General features: G+C 51.7%; 23 protein-coding genes. 9 read left to right on the top strand and 14 right to left on the bottom strand.

The genetic code is table 11. The features are described from left to right. Positions 1-20: 20 nt before the first annotated feature. From LZ463_RS21310 to LZ463_RS21325, 4 genes are all read right to left on the bottom strand, one after another. Positions 21-1,073 (bottom strand): MerR family transcriptional regulator, encoded by a 1,053-nt coding sequence (locus LZ463_RS21310; protein ID WP_241458248.1) that lies wholly within the window; start codon positions 1,071-1,073, stop codon positions 21-23. 173 nt (positions 1,074-1,246) lie between these two features. After that, the gene (locus tag LZ463_RS21315) at positions 1,247-1,666 is read right to left on the bottom strand and encodes a DoxX family protein (RefSeq protein ID WP_241458250.1); all 420 of its coding nucleotides are present in this window, start codon (positions 1,664-1,666) and stop codon (positions 1,247-1,249) included. 161 nt (positions 1,667-1,827) lie between these two features. Continuing rightward, positions 1,828-2,754: an Hsp33 family molecular chaperone HslO gene (gene hslO / locus LZ463_RS21320; protein ID WP_241458252.1), complete on the bottom strand. Its 927-nt coding sequence runs from the start codon at positions 2,752-2,754 to the stop codon at positions 1,828-1,830. A 14-nt stretch (positions 2,755-2,768) separates the two neighbouring features. Continuing rightward, entirely contained in the window at positions 2,769-3,293 is a 525-nt protein-coding gene (locus tag LZ463_RS21325; RefSeq protein WP_241458254.1) for a gamma carbonic anhydrase family protein, read from the bottom strand. A gap of 83 nt (positions 3,294-3,376) precedes the next feature. On the opposite strand from LZ463_RS21325, the gene LZ463_RS21330 reads away from it, so the two are divergent. Then, positions 3,377-4,180 carry a ferritin-like domain-containing protein gene (locus LZ463_RS21330; RefSeq protein WP_489686139.1) on the top strand — a complete coding sequence of 268 codons (804 nt, stop codon included), beginning with the start codon at positions 3,377-3,379 and terminating at the stop codon, positions 4,178-4,180. A 25-nt stretch (positions 4,181-4,205) separates the two neighbouring features. On the opposite strand, the gene LZ463_RS21335 is transcribed toward LZ463_RS21330, so the two are convergent. After that, the gene (locus LZ463_RS21335; RefSeq protein WP_241458256.1) at positions 4,206-4,826 is read right to left on the bottom strand and encodes a GIN domain-containing protein; all 621 of its coding nucleotides are present in this window, start codon (positions 4,824-4,826) and stop codon (positions 4,206-4,208) included. A gap of 171 nt (positions 4,827-4,997) precedes the next feature. Beyond that, positions 4,998-5,522, bottom strand: coding sequence for a GNAT family N-acetyltransferase (locus tag LZ463_RS21340; RefSeq protein ID WP_241458258.1), 525 nt, complete (start codon positions 5,520-5,522; stop codon positions 4,998-5,000). A 121-nt stretch (positions 5,523-5,643) separates the two neighbouring features. Between LZ463_RS21340 and LZ463_RS21345 the strand changes: the two genes are divergently transcribed. Next, a complete protein-coding gene (locus tag LZ463_RS21345; protein ID WP_241458260.1) occupies positions 5,644-6,267 on the top strand; it encodes a flagella assembly protein FlgT middle domain-containing protein in 624 nt (207 codons plus the stop codon). Between the two features lie 13 nt (positions 6,268-6,280). Here the strand turns inward: LZ463_RS21345 and LZ463_RS21350 are convergent, their stop codons facing one another. Beyond that, positions 6,281-7,987, bottom strand: a complete 1,707-nt coding sequence (locus LZ463_RS21350) for an acetate--CoA ligase (RefSeq protein WP_241458262.1) — start codon at positions 7,985-7,987, stop codon at positions 6,281-6,283. Positions 7,988-8,145: 158 nt separating this feature from the next. Between LZ463_RS21350 and LZ463_RS21355 the strand changes: the two genes are divergently transcribed. The 6 genes from LZ463_RS21355 (at position 8,146) to LZ463_RS21380 (ending at position 15,664) form a co-directional block, all read left to right on the top strand. Next, a complete protein-coding gene (locus tag LZ463_RS21355; RefSeq protein ID WP_241458264.1) occupies positions 8,146-9,033 on the top strand; it encodes an alpha/beta fold hydrolase in 888 nt (295 codons plus the stop codon). A 116-nt stretch (positions 9,034-9,149) separates the two neighbouring features. Beyond that, positions 9,150-10,394 (top strand): cystathionine gamma-synthase family protein, encoded by a 1,245-nt coding sequence (locus LZ463_RS21360; protein ID WP_241458266.1) that lies wholly within the window; start codon positions 9,150-9,152, stop codon positions 10,392-10,394. A 123-nt stretch (positions 10,395-10,517) separates the two neighbouring features. Next, complete coding sequence (locus LZ463_RS21365) at positions 10,518-13,016, top strand: ABC transporter permease (RefSeq protein ID WP_241458268.1); 2,499 nt, start codon at positions 10,518-10,520, stop codon at positions 13,014-13,016. A 44-nt stretch (positions 13,017-13,060) separates the two neighbouring features. Then, the gene (gene yfcF / locus LZ463_RS21370; RefSeq protein ID WP_241458270.1) at positions 13,061-13,693 is read left to right on the top strand and encodes a glutathione transferase; all 633 of its coding nucleotides are present in this window, start codon (positions 13,061-13,063) and stop codon (positions 13,691-13,693) included. A 29-nt stretch (positions 13,694-13,722) separates the two neighbouring features. Continuing rightward, on the top strand, positions 13,723-14,136 hold the full coding sequence (locus LZ463_RS21375; RefSeq protein WP_241458272.1) for a group II truncated hemoglobin: 414 nt from the start codon (positions 13,723-13,725) through the stop codon (positions 14,134-14,136). 46 nt (positions 14,137-14,182) lie between these two features. Further along, complete coding sequence (locus LZ463_RS21380) at positions 14,183-15,664, top strand: DNA recombination protein RmuC (RefSeq protein ID WP_241458274.1); 1,482 nt, start codon at positions 14,183-14,185, stop codon at positions 15,662-15,664. A 90-nt stretch (positions 15,665-15,754) separates the two neighbouring features. Here LZ463_RS21380 and soxR read toward each other — a convergent pair whose 3' ends face one another. Then, complete coding sequence (soxR, locus tag LZ463_RS21385) at positions 15,755-16,219, bottom strand: redox-sensitive transcriptional activator SoxR (RefSeq protein ID WP_241458276.1); 465 nt, start codon at positions 16,217-16,219, stop codon at positions 15,755-15,757. A gap of 87 nt (positions 16,220-16,306) precedes the next feature. On the opposite strand from soxR, the gene LZ463_RS21390 reads away from it, so the two are divergent. Then, a complete protein-coding gene (locus LZ463_RS21390) occupies positions 16,307-17,353 on the top strand; it encodes a questin oxidase family protein (RefSeq protein WP_241458278.1) in 1,047 nt (348 codons plus the stop codon). On the opposite strand, the gene LZ463_RS21395 is transcribed toward LZ463_RS21390, so the two are convergent. The 6 genes from LZ463_RS21395 to moeA form a co-directional block, all read right to left on the bottom strand. Beyond that, positions 17,332-18,984, bottom strand: a complete 1,653-nt coding sequence (locus LZ463_RS21395) for an EAL domain-containing protein (RefSeq protein WP_241458280.1) — start codon at positions 18,982-18,984, stop codon at positions 17,332-17,334. The genes LZ463_RS21390 and LZ463_RS21395 overlap by 22 nt on opposite strands. A 12-nt stretch (positions 18,985-18,996) precedes the next feature. Beyond that, positions 18,997-19,428: a hypothetical protein gene (locus tag LZ463_RS21400; RefSeq protein ID WP_241458282.1), complete on the bottom strand. Its 432-nt coding sequence runs from the start codon at positions 19,426-19,428 to the stop codon at positions 18,997-18,999. Positions 19,429-19,434: 6 nt separating this feature from the next. Further along, positions 19,435-20,682 (bottom strand): porin, encoded by a 1,248-nt coding sequence (locus LZ463_RS21405; protein ID WP_241458284.1) that lies wholly within the window; start codon positions 20,680-20,682, stop codon positions 19,435-19,437. A 98-nt stretch (positions 20,683-20,780) separates the two neighbouring features. Continuing rightward, a complete protein-coding gene (locus tag LZ463_RS21410) occupies positions 20,781-21,131 on the bottom strand; it encodes a ComEA family DNA-binding protein (RefSeq protein ID WP_241458286.1) in 351 nt (116 codons plus the stop codon). Positions 21,132-21,219: 88 nt separating this feature from the next. Beyond that, complete coding sequence (locus LZ463_RS21415; protein WP_241458289.1) at positions 21,220-22,059, bottom strand: peptidylprolyl isomerase; 840 nt, start codon at positions 22,057-22,059, stop codon at positions 21,220-21,222. A gap of 152 nt (positions 22,060-22,211) precedes the next feature. Then, entirely contained in the window at positions 22,212-23,513 is a 1,302-nt protein-coding gene (gene moeA, locus LZ463_RS21420; protein WP_241458291.1) for a molybdopterin molybdotransferase MoeA, read from the bottom strand. Position 23,514: the final 1 nt, after the last annotated feature.

Below are 23,514 nucleotides of genomic sequence, written 5' to 3' on the forward strand. Positions count from 1 at the left end.
TTGTTTTTCAATGAGTGTTCTCATTGAGTTTTGCCAGCAAGGCTGGCGTTCTGTTCCAGCAGGGCGAGGCCCTGACGTGCATAGACCATGAGCGAGGGCGTCATGCCGCCACCGATGGCCAGGTCGGGTTCTTTTTCATGGATGGCCCTGACCTTCTGCATGGTGGGAAGGTGGTGCCCCCAGGCATCCATGAACAAAGCCCGCCATTTCAGGAGCTGGGCCTGGACTTCAGGGTGTTCTGGCGGCAGGCCGGCAACCATTCTCTGTCGTACTTCAGAAAAGATTGCGGTCCAGTTTTCAGCGTTCTTTACGAAAGAAGGGCGAAAATATTTCAGTTCTTCTTCACTCAGGTATTTGCGATAAATGTCATAACGAACCTCGATCGAGGCGATGGTGATGTAATCCATCATTTCATCATCAACACCGCTCAGTGCTTGCAGAGAAGGTTCTTTTCTGTGCATTGTTGAAAATTTCTTCAACAGGCGTGGATCGGGAATCAGGTCGTTCATGGTGAGCACCCATTTCTGGGCCAATTGCTTGGCCCTGGGGTCGTTTGCCGGGATTTTTTGATCAAGCAAAGCCCTGGCGGCAATGACCATTGGTTGCATGCGCAAGTCTATCTTGCCTTTGTCCCCTGACTCCAGTTCGCGCATGTGCAGTATTTCATCGCGACTGAAATACTTGCCCAGCAGGCTCATCATTTCCAAAGTGGATAGCCAGTATTCAAGATTGGGTTCATGTTTGGCCTGTAACAGGCTCGACAACTCGTGCAGGCGATCACGCAATTCCACACTCTGGGCAATCTGCTGGTCCAGGCTGGATATCTGGTCAGCGATGACATCCTGCAAATCGGCGCCTTCGCCATCAATGATGCTGGCAACTTCTGCCAGCGACAGATCGAGTCGTCGCAGAGCCTGTATCCGGTGCAGGCGTTTGACGTCTGCACTGTCATACAAACGGTAACCTGCATCCGAACGTATGGATGGCTTGAGCAAACCTATTTTGTCGTAGTGATGCAGCGTACGTATGGTCAAGCCAGTGCGGCTGGCCAGTTCGCCTATTTTCAATAACATGATGAATCTCCTGAATGAAGAGACTATAGAGCCTCACCTTATGTCAGGGTCAAACGGTTTTTGAAAATAATTCCGGGAATAAAACGAGGGTGAATTGTTGTGTAAATGATAAAGCCATCATCGCTACAAGCGGGCGATGATGGTTTTCATATCAGTTCAGCGGAATCGGGAAATCAGTTTTTTCTACGGACAGGCCAATATGCCAGCAAGACGCCAATCAGGCTGCTAAGCAGGATAAATCCCCATTCCAGGCCGCCATTACCAGGGCCGACCACATACCAGCCATATTGTGCGTGGACGTGGATCTGACCGAAACAGATAATGATGATATGCCCCAGGCAGGCGGGCACGACAAAGCGGTTGGCCAGCAGGGCAAGACTGCTTGCTGTCTGTATCAATAAAACCATCCAGGCCAGCGCCAGCCCGAAAGGGTAACCGAGGGACGTCAGGAATTCACCAAAGTGCGGTATGTTTTCAATATGGGTGTAACCGTGCAGGGGATGCATCAGGATGATCAGTGCAACGCCTATGCGTACAGCGGCCAAGCCAAGATTGGGATTGGCCGGATTTGTTTTGTACCATTGTTGAATCATTGAGAGTCTCCAGGTTTTTAGACTGGCAACAATTGCATGAATTCTTGAGTATTGCTGAAACGGCGTGATCAAACTATCTTGCAGAGTGACGAATGATGGTGGGATGTAGGGAGGGGCAGGTCTGATGCCACAGGCGACACCAGACCTTCAGGCTGAATTGATTAATGTTTGATTTCTGTCGCCGTCAGGGTACCTTCTGTCAAGGTAGTGGCAACAAACAACTGGGCGCAATCAACCCTGTCAAAGCCATAATGCTTGCCGCAAAAGTCGCAATTGATGTCCAGGGCGCCCAGGTCGGCAATGGCGGAACTGACTTCTTCTTGGCCTAGCATTCTGAGCATGTCGCCTACTTTTTCACGTGTACAATTACATTGGAACTGGGGATGCAAGGGATCAAATACGCGCAGGGTTTCTTCCCAGAACAGGCGATGCATGAGTATATCTATGCCTGTGCTCAGCAATTCCGGCTTTTTCAGGGTATCACCAAGCATGACTGCATGGTTCCAGGCCTCTGCTTCGTCTTCAACCTGGGCTTCAGCCCCCCCGATTTTTGGCAGTTTTTGCAGCAATAATCCACGCGTCACATGCTGGTCAGCGGCCAGCCACAACTTGGTATCAAGTTGCTCTGAACGTTGCATGTAGTTTTCTATGACCGTTGCGATGCTGTCACCATCGAGAGGGACTATACCCTGGTAGGCTTGCTGCCCCGGTACTTTGTTGTTAGGGTCCAGGGTAATCACGAAACGTCCCTGGTTATGCACGTGAACGAGATCGGTCAGGCTGGCATCATCGGCGATGCTGGCATGCTCGCGCAGTTTGGCAGTCGCCCGCATTTTCAGTTCTCCATCGCATTCGACTACCAGCAGCTTTACAGGGCCGTCGCCGTGTATCTGCATGACCATGGTGCCGTCGAATTTCAGGTTGGCTGACAGGAGTGCGGATGCAGCCATCAACTCACCGAGTATGGTTTGTACCGGGGCCGGGAGTTCGTGGTGTGCCAGTGTCTGCTGCCAGGCATGGGTAAGTTCCACCATTTCGCCACGTACACCGGCATGTTCGAACATGAATTTTTGTAAGGTATCGGTCATTGTTATTGCGGTAATCAGTCTATGCGTTTGAGTTGGGTCTTGAATGCCTGGCCACGACGCACATAGGTGTCGGCATTGCGTCTCAGCCCGGCGATATCGTCTTCGGTCAAGGTTCTGACCGCTTTGGCAGGCGAGCCTATGATCAGGGAATTGTCAGGAAATTCTTTGCCCTCGGTGACCAGTGCACCGGCACCGACCAGGCTGTTCTTGCCTATTTTTGCGCCATTCAGGACGACAGCCTGTATGCCAACCAGCGAACCATCACCGATGGTACAGCCATGAAGCATGGCCTGATGGCCGACAGTGACATTTTTACCGACCAATAAAGGGTAGCCGGGGTCAGTATGCAAAATACTGCTTTCCTGGATATTGCTGCCTTCGCTGACGGTGATCAATTCATTGTCGCCGCGTATGGTCACGTCAAACCAGATGCTGGCATTGGCTTCTATGCGAACTTTGCCTATGACATTGGCGCTGTCTGCGATGTAGGCAGAAGCGTCAATGTCGGGTATCAGGTCACCAAATTGGTAAATGGGCATGTTTATTCCGTAAAATAGCGCATTATTGTATGAAACCCGTATTGTAAACCTGTGCGGGCATGCTTGCCTGACTTCACGAGGATATGAGAGATAAACTTGCTAATGAATTAAGAGCGATGGCATTGACTGCTTTGCTGGAGCCTGACCCCGGGCGTAAATGCGCTATTCTTTATTCTATTGATAATAATATGGCTATATTGCCAGATACAGTCATTGCCGAGCCTGCCGGAATACCAGGGCGGCTGCCCAGACCCGAACTGGTGCCGCCCGGTAAAGTGGGGCGGCGCGCCATGCATACGGTGGAGGGCCGGGCAGTATTGTTACATGCGCTGGCGCACATAGAATTGAATGCAGTCAATCTGGCGGCGGATATACTCTGGCGTTTTGCAGGGATGCCAGTCCAGTTTTACCTGGATTGGTTGAAAGTCGCAAAAGAAGAGGCGTATCACTTTCAGTTGCTTGAGGGGCATTTGCATACGCAAGGCTATGCATACGGGGATTTTTCTGCCCACAACAGTTTATGGGAGATGGCGGAGAAGACCAGGGCAGACTTGCTGGCGCGACTTGCACTGGTGCCGCGCACCCTGGAAGCGCGCGGTCTTGATGCAACGCCAGCTGTCATGGCAAAACTGGCTCAGGCAGGGGATCAGGCTGCGGCCGATATTCTGGCCATCATCCTGCGCGATGAGGTCGGTCATGTCGCCATTGGTAACTTTTGGTATAAGCAGCTTTGTGCCGAGCGAGGGCTTGACGTCGTCGTCACCTACGCTGAACTGGCCCAAAAATACAAAGCGCCGCCTTTGCGCGGACCATTTAACCTGGAAGCCAGGCGGGCGGCCGGTTTCGATGATCGTGAATTGCAGGCTCTGCAGGATGGCGCTGGTTGATCATCATCCTGTCATCTGAGCTTGCTCAGTCGCCGGAGCGCACACTGCCTATACCGTCTACTGATTTATTGACATTGCGTGGGTGACCGTAATAAGTCAGGCTGCCTATGCCTTGTACGGATGCATTCAGGTTATCGGTTGCCGTGACTGATATGGAGCCTATGCCTTCCACCTTGGCGTCGACTTGCTCGGCAATCAGGTCCTTGGTTTCGACCATTCCAACGCCTTTGGCTCTCAGACTGAAGGACTTCACTTTACCGCTGGCGACGAGCATACCTGCACCTTCGTAAGCGAGAGAGAAATTATTGCCAGAGATATTGTTGAGGGTTGTCTTGCCCGCGCCTTCCATCTTGAATTTACTGAGTTCAGGGACGGTGATAATTACCTGTGCCGTGTCGCTGATTTTCAGGGAATTTTTTTCTTTGTAGGTAATCAGCAGTTCATCGCCCACCACTTCAGTGCTGACATTGCTGATGAACTTTTCGCTGCCTTTCACTTGTACAGACTGTGCCTTGCCGACTTCAACGATCAAATTGAAGGCGCTGCGGGATTTGATGGTGCTGAAATTGGGCAGGTTGCGGCTTTGCTCGTCAGCAAAGGCGGCAGAACTCAGCAGTAATGTTGACAACAGCAAAACGTGGCGCATGGATATCTCCGGAAATTGTGTAGACGGTTCTGTCTCATCTGGTTCTTCCTGATTTGTTCAGAGGCATGTCAGAATCAACAGATAAGTCAGTATCGCCATTTTCTCTATCGTACGCTGGCATTTTGCGATGAACTGCAATAAGGCATGGATGAACTGTAAAACGCCAGTACCTTATGGTTTGCTCAACTTTTCGTAGTGCAGCATATCGAGCCAATGACCATTCCTGAGTACTGATGCATGTGAATGCCCCCATTGTGTAAAACCACATTTGCGCATGATGGCTTGTGATGGCAGGTTGTCAATGATGACAATGGCTTCAATGCGTTTCAGCTTCAATTCATCAAATGCACTGGAAATAACCGCATTGACGGCAGCCGTGGCATAGCCACGACCGCCGTGGCGCTGACTGAAACGATAGCCCAAGGAGGCTTTGTGGTACTGATCCTGCTCTACACCGCGCAGGGTGACACGGCCGACCACTTCATCTTCCAGCCAGGCAAGGAAGTGAAATTCGCGTTGCACGCTGGCCGCATACTGGGCATGCTCAAGACTGGTACGGACTTCTTGCAGGCAGTAAAAGGCATCGCCACGGCTTGCTATCCAGGTTTCGAAATGGGCACGGTTCTCCAGTTCAAAAGCGAGGACGGCGGCAGCATCGTCGGCTTTGACCAGGCTGATTTTAAGGCTGGAATCCATGATTTGGCTCATGATCTGGATTGATTAATATTGTTTTCTCATGGTGATTTTACTGGATGCTTAAAGTTGCTGCTGTTACTGTCGTAATCAAAACAAGATCAATCAGTGAGCCTGAAACCTTATGATGTGTAACTGTTCAATGGTAAGCCGGGTCGTGCTGCTATTCTTTGGCGCATTCTTTGCTGCGCACTCTCATGCACAAATGGCCGATCCCGGTTTGCCACCCTCCAAGGCGCTATTGCTGACCGGGTTTGCAGTCAATAAACCGGTGCAGGTGCAGGACATTGACAATATCGCGCAAGGCCTGCCCAGGGCAATTGCCCGTCGGCTGATGCGGACGGGCGGGTATCAGGTGCATACCTCGCCGGATCTCCTGTCTTTTGAATGGCAGCAGGACGAGCCGCCGACTTTACTGGTGCGCCAACTCGGCAATACTTATCATAGCCGGTATATCGTTGCCGGAGAAGTCCGCAATGCAGGTACGAAAATAGACACCAATCTGTTCGGTTTGACGCAGAAAAGGACGCGTGCGATAGAACTTGACGTCCGCATTTTTGACGCACGCTCGGGTCAATTGCTGGTCCAGCAGGAATTCTCCCGCATAGTGACGGGCAATGTGGCCATAGGACGCGAGCATGTATTCGATGGTGCCGCCTTTATTTCCACCGTGTATGGAAAAACCATCGCTGAAGTCGCTGACCAGGTTGCTGAACTGATCAGTACCACGGTAGCTGCGCAGCAATAAAGTGCTTCTGTACTTATTTTTCAGCTCTTTCCTGTTCTCTCAGGCGCAGGATGCGGCGCTGCACTTTGCCAGTTGTTGTCATGGGCAAGGCATCGATGAATTCGATTTCCTTGGGGTATTCATAAGGGGCAAGCTTGCCACGGACATGGGTCTGCAATTCCCTGACCAGATCATCGTTGCCTTCGTAACCCTGGCTTAAGACGACGTATGCCTTGACCAGGTTGCCTCTTTCCCTGTCGGGTTTGGGCACAACCGCCACATTCGCCACAGCCGCATGTTTGACCAGGCAATTTTCGATTTCTGACGGGCCTATCCGATAGCCCGCAGCCTTGAACATGTCGTCTGCACGCCCCTGATACCAGAGGTAGCCATCTGCATCGCGCGTGGCCAGGTCGCCTGTGCGGCACCAGTCACCGGTAAACTTGTTGCGCGTGGCTTCATCATTTTTCCAGTAACCAAGAAAGAAGACGGGGTCGGGATGCCCATAAGAGTCATAGCGGTGCACCGCTACTTCACCGGTTTCCCCATCTGCGACTTCATTGCCGTCGTCATCAATGACAGCAACTCTGTGGCCAGGATAGGGACGGCCCATGCTGCCAGGCTTGGCTGGCCAGTGTTGATGGCTATTGCCAACGATGTAATTCATCTCGGTTTGGCCAAACATTTCATTTGGGGTAACTTCAAGTGCCTGTTCACACCAGTTGAAAACGGTATCGCCAACGGCTTCACCGGCACACATGATGGCGCGCAGGGCCAGTTTGTATTTCTTCCTTGGTCTGGCTTCTGCCTTCATCAGCATTTTCAACGCAGTCGGAAACAGGAAGGTGTTGCTTATCTGATATTTTTCCATCAGATAATATGCTGTTTCGGCAGTAAAACGTCCCTGATAACCGAGTATGGGCATGCCAAAATACAGACTGGGTAAGAGTGCATCCATCAAGCCTCCAGTCCAGGCCCAGTCTGCCGGTGACCAGAACACATCGTGCTTTTGCGGGAACCAGTTTTGTGAAGCGACAAAACCGGTCAGATTGCCAATAATGGCAGAGTGGGGAATCAGCGCACCCTTGGGTGCACCAGTCGTGCCGCTGGTGTAAATCAGGATTGCAGGATCGCTTGAGCGGGTGTCGGCAATCGTGCCCGAGGCTGACATGTAGGGCAGATGGCTGCTCCAATCTATGCTGGGGGGCAAGTCTTCGCTGCTCTGGCAATCAACGGTAATGACGGTCTTCAGCTCAGGACATTTATCCCTGATTTCTTCGAAAGCCTTGATGCCAGTGGCATCAAGGACTATTGCTACGGCTTGGCTATGTTGCAGCCGGTATTCCAGTGCTTCAGGCCCGAACAGAAAAGATAGCGGCATGACAATGGCGCCAATTTGCAGGCTGGCCATCAGGGTGATTGCTGTTTCTGGTCTTTGTGGAAGGATGCAGGCGATGACATCGCCACGCTGTACGCCTTCCTGCAGCAGGAGATTGGCAAGCTGGTTGGCCTGCTGGTGCAGTTCCGCATAGGTCAGGCGGCTGCTATTGCCTTCGCTGTCTTCATGCAGGATAGCGGTGCGTTTGGCGCGTTTCTCGTCTGCAGCCCAGCGATGGCAGCATGCTTCGGCGATATTGAAGTGGTCAGGAACCTCCCATCTGAAATCATGGTATAGCTGTTCATATTGGTCGATTTTTACATTTGTTTTTAGTTTTGTTTTTTGTTTTTTCAGATGCTTCATCCTGTCTCCGCTATAATAGAACGATCGTGCTATTGTTCTGGCTTGCCGATCACATATTGCAAGCGTGTTGCAAGTCTGGCTTGTTATCATGCTACTTGATAATCTGGCGGGCTGGCTGACATTTGTCCGTTCTTCTTGATGAAAAATATTACATTCTTATGAAGCCAGCATACACTCCTTCGCATTCTTCATTTCTTAACATCCGTGGATTGCAATATCATGTGCGTCATTGGGGACCACAAGACTCCCCCGTTATTTTCATGCTGCATGGCTGGATGGATGTCTCTGCTTCATTCCAGTTTGTGGTTGATTGTCTCAAGCAGGACTGGCGGGTGATTGCGCCTGATTGGCGCGGCTTTGGCCTGACTGCATCACCCGGGACGGATACTTACTGGTTCCCTGATTATCTCGGTGATCTTGACGCCTTGCTCAGGCACTATTCGCCAGACCAGCCAGTGAATTTGCTTGGTCACAGTATGGGAGGTAATGTGGCCGGGCTTTATGCGGGTATCCGCCCTGAGCGTGTCAGCAAGCTGATCAACCTGGAGGGCTTTGGCATGCCCCTGACGCATCCCAAACAGGCGCCTGGTCGTTACCGAAAATGGCTGGATGAACTGGAGAGCAAGGCGGTATTGCGTACCTATGCTTCGCAGGCAGAAGTAGCCGCGCGTCTGCAAAAGACTAATCCACGCCTGTCTGACGAAAAAGCCGCATTTCTATCAGGTCATTGGGCCAAAGAAACCAGTGCCAGTTGCTGGGAAATACTGGGGGACCCGGCGCATAAGCAAAGCAGCCCACTTTTATACCGAGTGGAAGAAGTCATGGCATGTTGGCAAAAAATCACTGCACCGGTATTGTGGATCGAAGCTGACGACACCAATGTCTGGCACTGGATGGGGCCGAAAGAAGAAGCAAGAGTGGAAATCGACAGGCGTTTGGCACATATTCCACAATTGCAAAGAGAGATGATCATGGATGCAGGGCATATGCTGCACCATGACCAGCCAGAGAAAATGGCAGAGTTGATAGAGGCTTTCCTGCTTTAGATGGCACAGCAGTGAATTGCCAGCGTATGCGGTAACGTAAAAAAAGCGGGTTCTGGGTTACACTCCCAGAACTCGTTTTTATTTTCTCATCCATATACCTAGACTTAGTCAGCACCATGAGCGCAACACCACAATACGGCTTTACCACCACCATACTGCATAGCGATCGTCAAAAAGAAATAGAGCATGGCTCTATACACAAACCTGTTCATACCTCAGTCATGTACGGCTATAGTGATGCACGTGATCTGGCTGCAGTCTTCCAGAACAAACAATCGGGCTACCGGTATGGCCGTCAGGGCAACCCTACAGTATCTGCCCTGGAAGAAAAAATCAGCAAGATGGAAGATGGTCAGGCCAGTATTGCCTTTGCCACTGGCATGGCAGCCATTGGCGCCGTGTTCCAGGCATTGTTACGACAGGGGGACCATCTGGTCTCATCTTCTTTTTTGTTTGGTAATACCAATAGCCTCTGGCAAACCATCAGCGCCCAGGGTGTTGATGTATCCATGGTGGATGCGACCGATGTTGATCATGTTGCAGCTGTGTTGACGCCGGCAACGCGCATGGTATTTGTTGAAACCATCGCCAATCCACGCACGCAAATAGCAGATTTGAAACGTATTGGTGATCTGTGCCGGGAAAAAGGTATTCTGTTTGTTGTTGATAACACCATGACTTCGCCTTATCTGTTCCGTCCCAAGACGGTAGGGGCGGGTCTGGTGATCAATTCTTTGACCAAGTCCATCGCCGGTCATGGCAATGTACTGGGTGGCGTACTGACGGATACCGGTTTATACGACTGGGCTACCTATCCGAATATTGCTGCCAATTTCCGCAAGCAGTCAGTGCGCATGCAAGGGCTGGCGCAACTCAGGGCCAAGGCCTTGCGTGATTTTGGTGCCTCATTGTCGCCGGAGGCGGCCCATCAGATTGCCGTCGGCGCAGAGACCATGGCCTTGCGCATGGAAAGGGAATGTGCAAATGCGCTGGCCCTGGCAAAGATGCTCGACGCTGATCCGCGCGTCGCCGTTGTGCATTACCCAGGCTTGCCATCACACCCGCAACATGCCCTGGCCAGTGACCTGTTCCGTGCCTATGGCGCTTTGTTCAGCTTTGAGCTGAAACCGGAAATTGATTGCTTCGATTATCTTAACCGTCTGCAACTGGCGATCAATGCTACTCATCTTGGTGATACCCGTACCCTTGTGATTCCGGTTGCGCACACCATCTTCTTTGAAATGGGCGCCGAACGTCGTGCAGAAATGGGCATTGCTGACTCTTTGATAAGGGTATCTGTCGGTATTGAAGATACCCAGGATTTGCTTGAAGATTTCAGCCGCGCCCTGGATCCGGTATAAGTTGCAAGAGCATGGTCTACTCCTGCAGTGATTTTTGTTGAACTATTCCTGCCGCCAACACACTACGACTATTGTGCTGGCGACACTGAAGTTTTTTCTTGATTTTGTGATGGCAAGGTAACCATGTTCCGACTCTCTCTCAGTATGACTATGCGTGACTGGCGTGCCGGTGAACTGCGTTTCTTGTTGATTGCCCTGATGATCGCCGTTGGCTCTCTGGCTTCGGTTGGTTTTTTTACCGACAGGATGCGCAGCGGACTCAACCGTGACGCCCATCAACTGCTAGGGGCAGATTTGCTGGTTGCGGCTGATCAGCCCATTAACCCGGAATGGCGCAACGAGGCGGAAAAACGGGGGCTGAAGATAGCTGAAACGGTGGTCTTCCCCAGCATGGCGCTGGCGGGTGAGGGTGACGCCATTGCTTCCAAACTGGTTTCCCTGAAGGCTGTCAGTACGGACTACCCTCTACGCGGCAATGTCAAATTGAATCAGGGCGAGACGGAAGTCGTCACCAGGACCATACCTCAGCCAGGCACGGTCTGGGTGGATCCGGCGCTGTTGTCTGCACTGAACTTGAGCGTTGGGCAGAAGTTGAAGCTCGGTGAATTACAACTGACAGTAACCCAAACCATAGGTACGGAGCCAGACCGTGGCGCAGGTTTCATGAATTTCGCACCACGTGCGATGATCGCACTCAGTGATATCCCCGCCAGCAGACTGATACAGAATGGCTCCCGTGTGACGTATCGTTTGTTGATGGCAGGAGATGCAAAGCTGATCTCTGCTTACCAAAAAGAATTGCAGGCCAGGATAGATGGCAATAAATTGAAGGGCATACGCCTGGAATCCCTGGAGTCTGGCCGTCCGGAGATGCGTGCGACACTGGACCGGGCTGACCAGTTCCTGTCTCTGGTCAGTCTGCTGTCAGCCATGCTGGCTGCCGTCGCTATTGCCATGGCGGCACGCCGTTTCATGTTGCGCCACCTGGATGCCTGCGCCATGCTGCGCTGTCTGGGCCTGACGCAAAATCAGGTCACTTCCATGTATCTGATCGAATTCCTGATATTGGGTCTCCTTGGCAGTGCTGCTGGTGTGGCCCTCGGTTATGCCGGTCATTACCTCTTGCTGGAATGGCTGGGCAAACTGGTTTCCAAGGACTTGCCCGATGCCAACTTCCTGCCTGCCGTGCAGGGGGTGGCGACCGGACTGTTACTTTTGCTCGGTTTTGCCTTGCCACCGATACTGCAACTGCGCAATGTACCGCATAACCGCGTGATACGACGTGAGCAAGATGCACCCAAGGCCATGACTCTGTTGACCTATGCTTCCGGCCTGGGGATGTTCATTGCGTTGCTGCTGTGGCAGACATCGGACCTCAAGCTGGGCCTGATGACGGCAGCCGGCTTCCTGATAGGCTTGCTGGTCTTTGCACTGGTCGCCTGGCTGGGGATGTTTTCACTCAAGCGCATGCGCGGTCTGTTCCCGCATTCTGCGTGGCGTTTCGCTATTACTGCCCTGCAAAGGCGGCCTGGTGCTACGGTGGTGCAGGTTGTGTCTCTGGCATTGGGGTTGATGGCGCTGTTATTGCTGACGGTAGTGCGTGGGGACCTGATCACTGCCTGGAAAAAAGCCACACCGGCAGACGCGCCGAATCAATTCATCATCAATATCCAGCCTGACCAGAAAGAAGACATCGCCAGTCGTCTGGCTTCATTTGGTCAACCGCGCCTGTATCCCATGATACGAGGACGTTTGATAGAAGTGAATGAAAAGCAGATCACGGCTGATACCTATGCCGAAGACCAGGCCAGACGCATGGTGGACAGGGAATTCAATTTGTCGACCATGACCGAATTGCCGGCCCAGAACAAGATCAGTGCTGGCAAATGGTATGACGATGGCAAGACAAGCCAGGCAGAAGCATCGGTGGAAGAGGGGATAGCCAAAACCTTGAAACTGAAGATGGGCGACAAGCTGACCTTTGATATTGCCGGGCAACAAGTGACGGCAGCGATCACCAGCCTGCGCAAGCTGGACTGGGGGTCTATGCGCGTCAATTTCTTTGTGATTATCAATCCCAAGGCCATGGAAGATACGCCGCAAACCTGGATTACCGCCTTCCGTTTGCCGCCGACCGACAAGACTTTTGTCAATCGTATGATGCAGGATTTTCCCAACCTGACCGTGGTTGATGTTGGTGACATGCTCAGACAAATGCAGGACGTACTTGATCAGGTCATTACTGCGGTCGAGTTTCTGTTCATGTTCACCCTGGCTTCAGGTGTGCTGGTTTTGTATGCCGCACTGGCAGGTTCGCAGGATGTGCGCATGCGCGAAGCTGCATTGTTGCGTGCGCTGGGTGCAACACGCAAGCAATTGTCACAGGCGCAGTGGATAGAGTTTTTGCTGATAGGTGGCCTGTCAGGTGTGCTGGCTGCCAGTGGTGCGTCGGCTATAGGCTGGGTGCTGGCTCGCTTCAGCTTCAATTTTGAATGGAGTTTTTCGCCGTTGGTCTGGCTGGCAGGACTTGTTGTCGGCGCCTGCTGTGCCTTGATCGGCGGCTGGCTGGGTTTGCGTAATGTATTGAACCAGCCGCCGCTGCAGAGCTTGCGCGAGGCCTGATGGAATCACGACCAAATACCTTTTTGATATAACAGAGATTTAACTTGGAAAAACAAGATATCAAGCTTTACGTGGACTCACAATTTACCAGTCCCTATGCCATGTCGGTATTCGTCACGCTGCATGAAAAAGGCCTGGACTTTGATTTGTTGACCGTCGATCTGGAAGCCAATGCCCAGCACGCACCGGATTATGCTGCCACATCCCTGACCCAGCGCGTACCTACCCTGGTGCACAATGGCTTTGCCCTGTCTGAGTCGTCTGCGATTACCGAATATCTGGATGAAGTATTTCCACAGCAGCCAGTTTACCCTAAGGATGTTAAAGACCACGCCAGGGCGCGACAAGTACAGGCCTGGATACGCAGCGCCTTGATGCCGATACGGGTAGAACGTAATACACAGGTTATTTTTTATGGCAAGAAGCTGGAACCCTTGTCTGATGCTGCCAAGGCAGCCGCGGCGCAATTGTTCCTGGCTGGAGAAGCCTTGCTGCAAGACAATGCCGATAATCTGTTTGGCGACTGGTCTGTCGCTGATCTTGATCTTGCCTTGATGATTAACCGCCTGGCCATGCACGGTGACCACGTGCCTGAAAAACTGGCCAGGTTCGCAGCACATCAATGGCAACGGCCTTCTGTGCAATTGTGGGTGAGTCAGGCAAGGCCGGCGCTCTGACTTGTAGTTGATTTAGCAATAATCATGACATGAATACTGAAGTTGAGAATAATGAAGAAGCCCAGGTCAATTTATATGAATTGCTGGGTGGTGCAGAGAAGCTGCGTGCCCTGGTAGATCGTTTCTATGATTTGATGGAACTGGAACCAGAATTTGCTGGCATAAGAGCACTCCATCCGACGCCTATGGATGGTTCACGCGACAAACTGTACTGGTTTTTGTCCGGCTGGATGGGTGGCCCCAATCTGTACATTGAGCAGTTCGGGCATCCTCGTCTGCGTGCACGTCACCTGCCGTTCGCCATTGCCAGCAGTGAGCGTGACCAGTGGTTGCGCTGCATGGCCTGGGCCATGCAGGACATGGAAGTGGAACAGGATTTGCAGCAACACCTGATGCAATCGTTTTACCAGACTGCAGACTGGATGCGTAATCGACCCGGTTAAGCGGGTATCTGAAAACCGACCAATTTTTTCTCTAAGCCTTCCTTCTATGAGTTTGTTTGAAGTCCTGATATTGCTGCTGGCAGCTTTTGCCGTGATCTTGAATCTGTTGCTGCTTCTGCGTGGCAAAACTGCCCGGGTCGGTGATGATGTGCAGGCTATCCAGGCATTGCAGGAGCAATTGCGTGGGGCTCAGCAGCAGTCGCAATTGACGCAGGAGCGCAGTGAGCGCGCTTTGCGGGAGCAGGTGCAGCTGACAGCACAGACCGGGCGACAAGAACTGGCGGGGAATTTCAGTCAACTGCAACAAAACCTGGCGTCGCAACTGACCAGTGTCGCGACCATGCAGAATAGCCAGATCGATGCGTTCTCCCAGCAACTGGTCAAACTCAATGAAACCAATGCCCAGCAACTGGAGCAATTCAGGCAGGCGTTCATTTTGCAGGGTCAGGTCGCTCGTGATGAGCAGGCGCAAAGCCTGAAACGGTTTGGCGACAGCTTGAATCAGAGCTTGCTGGGCCTGACAGAATCGAATGCCCTGCGCATGAACGAAATCCGCGCAACGCTGGAGCAAAAAATCCAGCAACTGCAAGCTGATAATGCCGGCAAACTCGAAGAAATGCGCAAGACTGTCGATGAAAAATTGCATGCGACACTGGAACAGCGCTTGGGCGAGTCCTTCAAGCTGGTGTCAGACCGCCTCGACAAAGTGCATCAGGGCCTGGGCGAAATGCAGCAATTGGCCATCGGCGTTGGTGACCTCAAACGCGTTCTGACCAATGTAAAGACACGTGGCACCTGGGGAGAGGTGCAACTGGAGATGGTGCTTGAACAAATGCTGACACCGGACCAGTACGCAAAAAATGTAGAGACCGTGCCGGGCACGGGGGAGAGGGTGGAATTTGCCATCAAGCTGCCAGGCAAAGAAGACAATAAGGCGCCGGTATGGATGCCCATTGATGCCAAGTTTCCCAAAGAGCAGTATGAACGCTTGCTTGATGCCGCAGAGCGCGCTGATGCCGAAGGTGTGGCACAAGCCGGTAAAGAGCTGGAAAGAGCCATACGCCTGGAAGCCAAGACCATTTCTGAAAAATACCTGTCGCCACCATTGACGACTGATTTTGCCATCCTGTTCTTGCCTACCGAGGGCTTGTATGCCGAGGTCATGCGCAGACCTGGCCTGGCGGATGAATTGCAGCGCACTTGCCGTGTCTCGATTTCTGGCCCCTCAACCCTGTCGGCATTATTGAACAGCTTGCAGATGGGTTTTCGCAGTCTGGTGCTGGAGCAGCGCTCGTCTGAGGTCTGGCAGGTGCTGGGTGCTGTCAAGACTGAATTTGGCAAATTTGCCGATGTGCTGACGGCGACCAAGCTGGCGCTGGAAAAAGCCGCAAAAAATATAGACCAGGCAGAAGTCAGGACCAGGCAAATGACCAGAAAACTGAAAAACGTTGAAGCCTTGCCGACCGATACAGCACAAAGTTTGCTGGGGACAGCAAATGAAACAAATGAGACCGATGCTGAGCCTTAAGCAGGCGGCATAACCCATCAATTAGATTTGCCAGAAGACCCATGCAGGTCAGGCCTTTGTCGCATCAGAGCCTACTGTTGTGACGGGTACCTATTTCCTGGGTCTGTCGCCCATCAGATAACGCGGGCCCGCGCCCTTATTGCTGGCAATATCTTGGGGATTGTATAAAGCGCACACCTTGAGCGACAGACAGCCACAGCCTATGCAGGATGTCAGTTGATCGCGCAAAGCAACCAGGGCATTGATGCGCTGTTCCACCAGGGATTGCCAGGACCGGGACAATTTTTCCCAGTCCTGTTTGGTCGGTGTTCTTTGATCAGGTAGTGATGCCAGCGTGTTTTCTATTTCTTCCAGTGTCAACCCCGCCGTTTGCGCCGCCTTGATGAAGGCGACCCTGCGTAACACCTCACGATGAAATTGTCGCCTCTGCGATGAACTGCGCACGCTGACAATCAATCCCCGGCTTTCATAAAACCGCAATGCACTGGCGGCTATGCCAGAGCGCCTGGCTAATTCACCTATGCTGATCAGCTTATTCTCGTCAATGGGAATCATCTTTTGCTCCTCAAAAAATCCGCTTGACTTAAAGTTTACTTTAACTTGCATACTATGTGTATCCATCATTCACCATAGTGAGACGGCATGAATACTTTGAGCAACAACCATACCCTGATTGCATTGCTGGATAAGAACCGTGAATTTGCCCTGAACGGCAGGGGAACGACCAATCATTGTCCCATGGCATTGACGGCTTTGGCTGCCATGGGAGCGGGGCCAGACAGGCTCCGGGCATTCTTTGAGCACTGGCGCGAACAGTATGCCTTGCCAGCGTCAGCTTTGGGGCCGGTTGTCGAGTACCCATATTTTGCGCAATACCTGGGTCAGCGGAGCAGTTTTCGTGATTTGCAGGAATGTTTTGCGGCTAGCATGATTGAACGGGGGGCAGGTGAAGTGATCAGGGAAGTTCTGGCAATCATTCCCTTTGCACCTGCGACCACAGCGTTTCACGCACTGATACGTCTGGCCTACGGCTTGCAGACGGAACATGTATATGAAATGGCGGCCGGACTGGCCGCACTGGTAGTAGCAAACTTTGCAATTGAGATTGATATGGAGGGCAGGGTAGCCGCCGCATCGGCCGCCGCAGGTTTTGAAAGCCTGTCGACAGCAATGGCTGGCAAGATTTATCCAGGACGCATGATTGTCGAGAAAATGCAGGCAGTCATCAATGACGAGTTGTTTCAAGAAAATTTCCCTGCCATGCCGGATTCAGAAGATTTACTTGATGAACTGGCGCTTTGGGCTATTTCTGCCTATTGGCAGACCAGGGACTTTACTATCCTGCACATGGTTACCGGTGTAAATGCTGCCCGCCAACTGTTGCCTTATATGCAGGCAGATCAATTAAAAAGCAGGTTGCAGGACATATGGCTGGCTTTATGTGTTGCCTATGTGTCGGTTGGTGCGCCGGCTTTGCTCAGTATTGACGCCTGCCTCAACAAGATAGTGCAATCCTATACTCACTTTGATCCATGGCCGGCGCTGTTCAGGCAGGCGATACAGTGCGATGATGATCACGTCATCAAGTTCACCTACACCTGTTCGCGGGAAGCCGCTTTCAGACCCAATGCGCTATATCAGGCGGCAGTCACAGATATACTGACTGCTCATGCTGAGCCTGTTGTCTGACTGGGGTTGTAGATGTCGAGGTCAACGACTCTGTATGCATTTCTGCCGCTACGTTTTACCTGATACATGGCGGCATCTGCCTGCTCTACAAGTTCATCTGGGTTGAAGTCATTTGGTCCGGTATAGCTGACACCTATGCTGGCGCCGATTTGCACAGACAAATCGTCGGTAATCTCTATGGGCTGGCAAACCTGTGCGATGATTTTTTGCGCAATTTCTTCGGCTTTTGTCAGATTGGTCAGGTTTTTTAACAGGATGATGAATTCATCACCCCCGAGCCTGGCGACAAAATCTGATTTTCTGACGGTGTTGGCGACCAGGTTAGCGAAATGGATCAATACCTGGTCGCCTACCGTGTGTCCATGGGTATCATTGACTTGTTTGAACTTGTCCAGATCTATCATCAGCAGGAAAAATCCGTGTGCGTTACCACCGGCATGTTCCTTGGCCAGACGGGCGATTTCTTTTTCAAATCCCAGGCGATTGTTGAGACCAGTCAGATGGTCAGTTACGGCCAGTTGATTGGCGCTTTCTTCCCTGAGCCTGCTTGCCGTGATGTCATTGGCCAACCCCTGCAAGACACCGTCGTCGGCTGGGCTGATGACAAGGTTGACCCATTTCTTGCCGGAGGGGCTGGCCAGTTGCACGTAGAAGTCATCGGACATCACTTTTGCTTCATTGATCGCGGCATCTATCATCAGATGCAGACGCAGCTCCTGACCCTCCAGCAATGAGGTCAGGGCATTTGAATAGCCGTCAGCTCCAGGTATATCCTTGAGGCCGAACATGCGTATGAAAGCGGGGTTGTAAGATAGCAGTTCGCCAGAAAAATTAAGCTGAAAAATGCCAGTCTCTGCATTTTCAAAAATGGTCTGAAATTTTTTCTCGCCTATGGCGTGTTTTATCCGCAGGGCTCTCTCGTCATCCAGTGTTGTCAACAGGCTGGCCACCAGGGTGTTGACGTCACGTACCAACTGACCGATCTCATCCTTTTCGCTACCGTCAGGGAGTTGCAGTTTTTCCCCTGATTCTGGCGCAAGTTTATGCAATCTGTCTGAGATGTTTTTGATGGGGCGCGTAATCATGGTATGGACCACATAGACCACAGCCGAGGCCATGGCCAAGGCCTGCAGCAACAAGAGATAGACAATGAAGCGCGCTTTGGTTGTGCTTTGCTCCCTGATGAAATCAAGGTTAAGTTCCAGATATATGTCGCAGACTTTCTCTTTGGGATTGAAAGGGGAATGGATGGCATGCACCAGCTGATTTGATGAGTTAATTCCCTGCAAGATGGTAAGTGCAGATTGCCCTGTCGCACCTTGACCTGGTTTGCCGGCCTCCGCCAGCACTTTGCCTTCAGAGACAATTTGCACCCGGCTGATATCGCCATTTTTCAACAGGCCGCGCGCCAGTTCTGCCGCCAGATTCTGGTCAAGCACAAAACATGCTATGCCTGCCGTGTTCTCTATGGTGCTGAGCGAAGCCTGGGTGCGCTGGTTTGCCAGCTTCTGCTCTGATTGAGCAGAGAAGTGATAGCTCAGTACGGCAAAAAAAATGCCGACAAGTAAAGCGATGCCGAGCACAAAAAATGCGCTGCGATAGACGATACTGGTGCGTAGCAGTCTTAACATGCAGATGCTCGTTTACTGTGTCGGGTCATAAATCAACTTTACTCTCTTGTCCAGTTTTTTCCTGTCTATGTATCCAATGGCCCCTTTTTTGCTGGCGATAATATCAAGTGCCTCATCGACGGATTCTACCTGCAACGGTGGAGATCCCTGGCCGGAAAACATCAGTCTGGCCCAGTAAGAGTTGATTTCGGGTAAATTTTTATTGACCAGCATGGAGTAGAAATTCGCCTTCTCAGCATTGGCTGCTGACAAATCTACCGGTATGGCATTGATGCCCGAACTCAGTTTGCGATTACGCCCCATATACAGATTGATGATTTCATCCTTGCTCAATTTATCGACGCCACTTTGCGGATTGGCGACGACAATCAGATCCGCAAATGCATGCTGGCAAACCAGGCAGAGACTGCCGGACAGGAGGAGGCGACAGATCGTTTTCATCATGCCTGCCTAAAAAATAAAACTGAAAGCAAGGCTGATCAGGCTGGCATTGCCATCCCAGCCGGGTTGGTTGTTGCGAACCAGCAGAAAATCTTGTGTCTTGATCCTGTCAAGTTGCACTTTGACATTGGTTTTGTCAGACAAGTCATAGCGCACACCCAGTGATAATGTGCGCTGATGATTAAACTGATTGACTATGGACTGATCAAAGGCTGTCGACAGCATATCGATATCCGGACTGACGCCTGCTGGCAGGCTATTCGGGATTTTACGATTGACTGGTCTTGCCGCTGAATAAGTGAAATAGGGAGTCCATTGACTGATCCTGTACCCAACCGTCAGAAACGTGGCTCTATTGGTAGGGAACAGCAAGGACTCTGAACTTAATTGATTCAGCATCAATTGCGCCTGCAAAGGCCCCTGATCGTAGGCTATTGCTGCGGACAGGTATTTGAATTTCTTGCCTTCCATCGCCAGATCGTTGCCCATGCCGGCAGCAGCCGGTACAAAAGCATTCAAAGCGGGGGAGCGCAGGCCGTCAAGCAGGGCTTGCAGCGAAGAGAACTCATTCTTGAATTTGAGTTCTGCGTAACCTAGTCGGTATAACCAGCTTGGCGTCTGGTATTCAATATGCCCGCCGAGCAGATGTGAATGATTCAATGAGAGAAATTCATCGGGGCTGCCGGTTGACGTTTTTTCCCTGGCGATACCGGCAAATAGCTTGCCGCGCAAGATACCATTTCCCAGTGGTCTGGATAGTAATAAATCGGCACCGTCAAAATACGAGATGATCAGACTGCCAAAGAAATCGATGGGCGGGCGTACCCACAAATAAGAATAGGCGACGTTGCGCGAATCAGCCAGAGGATAGACATCAAAACCCAGTCGTCCGGCACGTAACTGCAAGTGATCATTGGGCAGGTAACGCGCAAAGGCCCAGGTAACGTCAGGCTGGAAGCCGTTTACCGAGCGGCGGCTGACGATCTGCAGGGCGGCGTCAAGGTCATCAGTCAGTCTCTTGTTGATCTGGACGCCAAAGTTGCTGTCCATGCCGACATCGGTTTGCCTGGTAAAGCCCACGCCTTCACTTTGCGTCAGGTCACGGACTATATCGACTTTACGGGTGTCACTGTGGACGATGCCAAGAGTGCCAAAACCGCTCATGGAGAATGGCTTGTCATCGTCGCCAGCCCTGGCAAGCGCACTCAGCGCCGATAGGGCGACGACTGCACTGATACGTGAAAACCTGCTTGACATAGGACCTCTCTGTCATGGCAAAGCGCTGCACATACGATACAAGCTATTTTATCAGCGAGCACGCGTTTGATATGCTGCTCGCTGAAAATTGACAATCCTTATTTCTTTTCTGTCGGTTTTTGTCTGGCGATAACCAGATCTTTAATACCGTTGTAGACATCTTCGGGGATTATTTTTTTGCTCAGCAATTCATCCTTGCCTTTGTAAGGACGCCCCTTGATGATAGCGTCAGAGCGAACATCACCTATCTTTGGCAGCGTTGCCAATTCCTTTTTTGTTGCACTGTTCAAGTCCATTAATTCGACTTTGGCGGAGGTGGATGCGGACGCTGATGCGCTGGCTGAAGCCGGGGACGGGGCCTTTTTGACTTCATCTTTTGCCCAGGCTGGTCCGACTGTCAGTGCAGTGAATGCTGTGGCTATCAGCATGGCTTGCCATTGTCTTTTCATCTTTTTCTCCACCTTTTAAAAGTAAAACAGGAGCGCAACGGCTCCTGTTTTTTACAAATCACGAGAGCTGCCTGGGCAGCATAACATGTTATTGTGTTTGTACCATCGAATTAATCAGCACCGGTGTGACAGGAACATCAGTCATGCCGCCAGCCGTTGTGGTTGGTACAGCGTTGATCTTGTCCATGATATCGAGACCGCTAACAATTTTGCCAAATACTGCGTAACCGGTGCCGGCAGTCGTCGCATCAAAACCGGTATTGTCGGCAACATTCATGTAAAACTGTGCAGTTGCAGAGTCGGCAACACTGGTGCGTGCCATGGCGATAGTGCCGCGCAAATTGCTCAAGCCATTCGGAGTTTCCAGGCGAATCGGGGACAGTGTTGCTGGTTGTTGCAGGTCAGAAGTGAAGCCGCCGCCCTGGATGATCTGACCTTTGATGACACGATGGAAAATCTTGTTCGGATAAAAACCGTTTTCCACATATTGCAGGAAATTGTCTACCGAGATTGGCGCCTTGGCCGGATTCAGTTCAACCACCATGGTGCCCATGCTGGTAGTCATGGTGACCTGTGGTTGCGCCGCCAGTGGAACGGTGATCATGCCATTGTAGAGTGTCAGGCCGCTGCCTGCAGTGATCGTGTAGTTGCTGGTGCCTACGCCGACGATTTTACAGGACAGGATTCTTTGCGTGGAAGAACCGCCTGGCAGTTCGGTGATGGTAAGGCAGGCAGGGATGGACGCATTGTAGCCCTTGTCCAGATTCTGGCCGGTAATGGTGAAATTGGTTACTTTACGGTAAACAACCTGGTCTGTTGTTACTTTTGTCACAGAAGCAGGTGTCGAATCACTTGAGGAGCCTCCACCGCAACCGCTCAGCAGGGCCAGGGATGCACACGCGCTCATTAAGCCAATTGATGCTTTCAAACTATTCTCCAGGAGTAAATTAATCGGTATATCTTGCTATATCTGGTTAGCATATATTCACGTAGGTGCATGTTACCATTTATTGATGGTCACTCAATTAACAAAGAGTATCCAGTTGTCATGAAATTGTACGCTGCCTTCCGGGGCAAGACTCAAGTCAAACCTTCGAATAGTAAAATGTCAACAAATTCATCTGTAGCGACCATTCCTTGCTCGTGTGCCAGGACGATGATGCAATTGGCCTCAGACATGGAGCGCAAGATACCTGAACCCTGTGCACCGGTGACACTGACCCCATATTCACCATTTGCCCGCAAGGCGACAATGCCACGCTGGTATTCGGTGCGACCAGGTTGTTTTTTGATGGCAGCATTTGCTTTGACTTTCATCAGAGGCAAAGGACTGGTTTTCGCCCCCATTTGCTGTAACAGGGCCTGCCTGGCAAAAAAATAAAACGACACCATGACTGCTACGGGGTTACCTGGCAAGCCGAATATATAGGCGCTTCTACCCATTGAATTGATTTTGCCAAACGCCATGGGACGCCCTGGGCGCATCGCAAGGCTCCAGAAGGCAATGTCTCCAAGGCTATGCATCAGGCGTCTGGTATGGTCTGCGTCGCCTACGGATACGCCGCCGGAAGTAATGATGGCATCAGCATTTTCACAGGCCTGGCGCATGGCTGCTTCCAGCGCCTGCGGGTGGTCTTGTATGACACCCATGTCCATCACTTCACAACCAAGCCGCGTCAGCATGCCATACAAGGTGTAGCGATTACTATCATAGACGCAACCGGCATCCAGGGTTTCACCGAGCGAGCGTAATTCATCGCCAGTTGAGAAGAACGCTACGCGCAGACGTCTTTGCACACTGACTTCTGCAATGCCCAGGGAAGCCAGCAGGCCCAGGTCGGCCGGTGTCAGTATTTTGCCCCTGCTCAAGGCTATCGTACCCAATGCCAGGTCTTCGCCTTTACGGCGACGATTGTCGCCCTGCTGCAGTCTGGGGCAGGTAATCTGGATGTGACTATCATCGATTTTGCTGGTGAACTCCTGGGCAACTACGGTATCGCAACCGGCAGGGATGAGGGCGCCTGTCATGATGCGCACGCACTGGCAAGCGGTAACAGTTCCGGTAAATCCTGAGCCGGCCAGGGCTGTGCCGACAATTTCAAGCAAGGCTTGCGGTTCTGTCGACAGGATATCGCCACAAAAGGCATAGCCGTCCATGGCGGAGTTGTCATGCGCCGGGACATTGATGGGCGAGACGATATCTTGCGCAAGAACACGCCCCAGTGCCTGTCGTATGGTGAGTTTTTCCATACCTTCTATTGGCTGGACAAACTGGCGCATGATGTCCTGTGCCTGGGTAACCGTTAATGCGTTCGGGTCAACATTGGCTATGCAACTGCTGATTTCCTGCAAGCTGTTGCCTGCCTCTTGCCTGTTGTTCATG

Source organism: Undibacterium paludis, assembly GCF_022568815.1.
GTDB lineage: Bacteria > Pseudomonadota > Gammaproteobacteria > Burkholderiales > Burkholderiaceae_D > Undibacterium.

Bases quoted from the DNA above. Each gene is read 5' to 3' on its own strand.
- LZ463_RS21365 (WP_241458268.1), top strand. From the start codon at position 10,518: ATGTTCCGACTCTCTCTCAGTATGACTATGCGTGACTGGCGTGCCGGT.
- LZ463_RS21375 (WP_241458272.1), top strand. From the start codon at position 13,723: ATGAATACTGAAGTTGAGAATAATGAAGAAGCCCAGGTCAATTTATAT.
- LZ463_RS21390 (WP_241458278.1), top strand. From the start codon at position 16,307: ATGAATACTTTGAGCAACAACCATACCCTGATTGCATTGCTGGATAAG.
- LZ463_RS21340 (WP_241458258.1), bottom strand. From the start codon at position 5,522: ATGGATTCCAGCCTTAAAATCAGCCTGGTCAAAGCCGACGATGCTGCC.
- LZ463_RS21380 (WP_241458274.1), top strand. From the start codon at position 14,183: ATGAGTTTGTTTGAAGTCCTGATATTGCTGCTGGCAGCTTTTGCCGTG.
- LZ463_RS21335 (WP_241458256.1), bottom strand. From the start codon at position 4,826: ATGCGCCACGTTTTGCTGTTGTCAACATTACTGCTGAGTTCTGCCGCC.
- LZ463_RS21345 (WP_241458260.1), top strand. From the start codon at position 5,644: ATGATGTGTAACTGTTCAATGGTAAGCCGGGTCGTGCTGCTATTCTTT.
- LZ463_RS21410 (WP_241458286.1), bottom strand. From the start codon at position 21,131: ATGAAAAGACAATGGCAAGCCATGCTGATAGCCACAGCATTCACTGCA.
- LZ463_RS21405 (WP_241458284.1), bottom strand. From the start codon at position 20,682: ATGTCAAGCAGGTTTTCACGTATCAGTGCAGTCGTCGCCCTATCGGCG.
- LZ463_RS21395 (WP_241458280.1), bottom strand. From the start codon at position 18,984: ATGTTAAGACTGCTACGCACCAGTATCGTCTATCGCAGCGCATTTTTT.
- soxR (WP_241458276.1), bottom strand. From the start codon at position 16,219: ATGATTCCCATTGACGAGAATAAGCTGATCAGCATAGGTGAATTAGCC.
- hslO (WP_241458252.1), bottom strand. From the start codon at position 2,754: ATGACCGATACCTTACAAAAATTCATGTTCGAACATGCCGGTGTACGT.
- LZ463_RS21330 (WP_489686139.1), top strand. From the start codon at position 3,377: ATGAGAGATAAACTTGCTAATGAATTAAGAGCGATGGCATTGACTGCT.
- LZ463_RS21310 (WP_241458248.1), bottom strand. From the start codon at position 1,073: ATGTTATTGAAAATAGGCGAACTGGCCAGCCGCACTGGCTTGACCATA.
- LZ463_RS21355 (WP_241458264.1), top strand. From the start codon at position 8,146: ATGAAGCCAGCATACACTCCTTCGCATTCTTCATTTCTTAACATCCGT.
- LZ463_RS21315 (WP_241458250.1), bottom strand. From the start codon at position 1,666: ATGATTCAACAATGGTACAAAACAAATCCGGCCAATCCCAATCTTGGC.
- LZ463_RS21325 (WP_241458254.1), bottom strand. From the start codon at position 3,293: ATGCCCATTTACCAATTTGGTGACCTGATACCCGACATTGACGCTTCT.
- moeA (WP_241458291.1), bottom strand. From the start codon at position 23,513: ATGAACAACAGGCAAGAGGCAGGCAACAGCTTGCAGGAAATCAGCAGT.
- LZ463_RS21400 (WP_241458282.1), bottom strand. From the start codon at position 19,428: ATGATGAAAACGATCTGTCGCCTCCTCCTGTCCGGCAGTCTCTGCCTG.
- LZ463_RS21350 (WP_241458262.1), bottom strand. From the start codon at position 7,987: ATGAAGCATCTGAAAAAACAAAAAACAAAACTAAAAACAAATGTAAAA.
- LZ463_RS21360 (WP_241458266.1), top strand. From the start codon at position 9,150: ATGAGCGCAACACCACAATACGGCTTTACCACCACCATACTGCATAGC.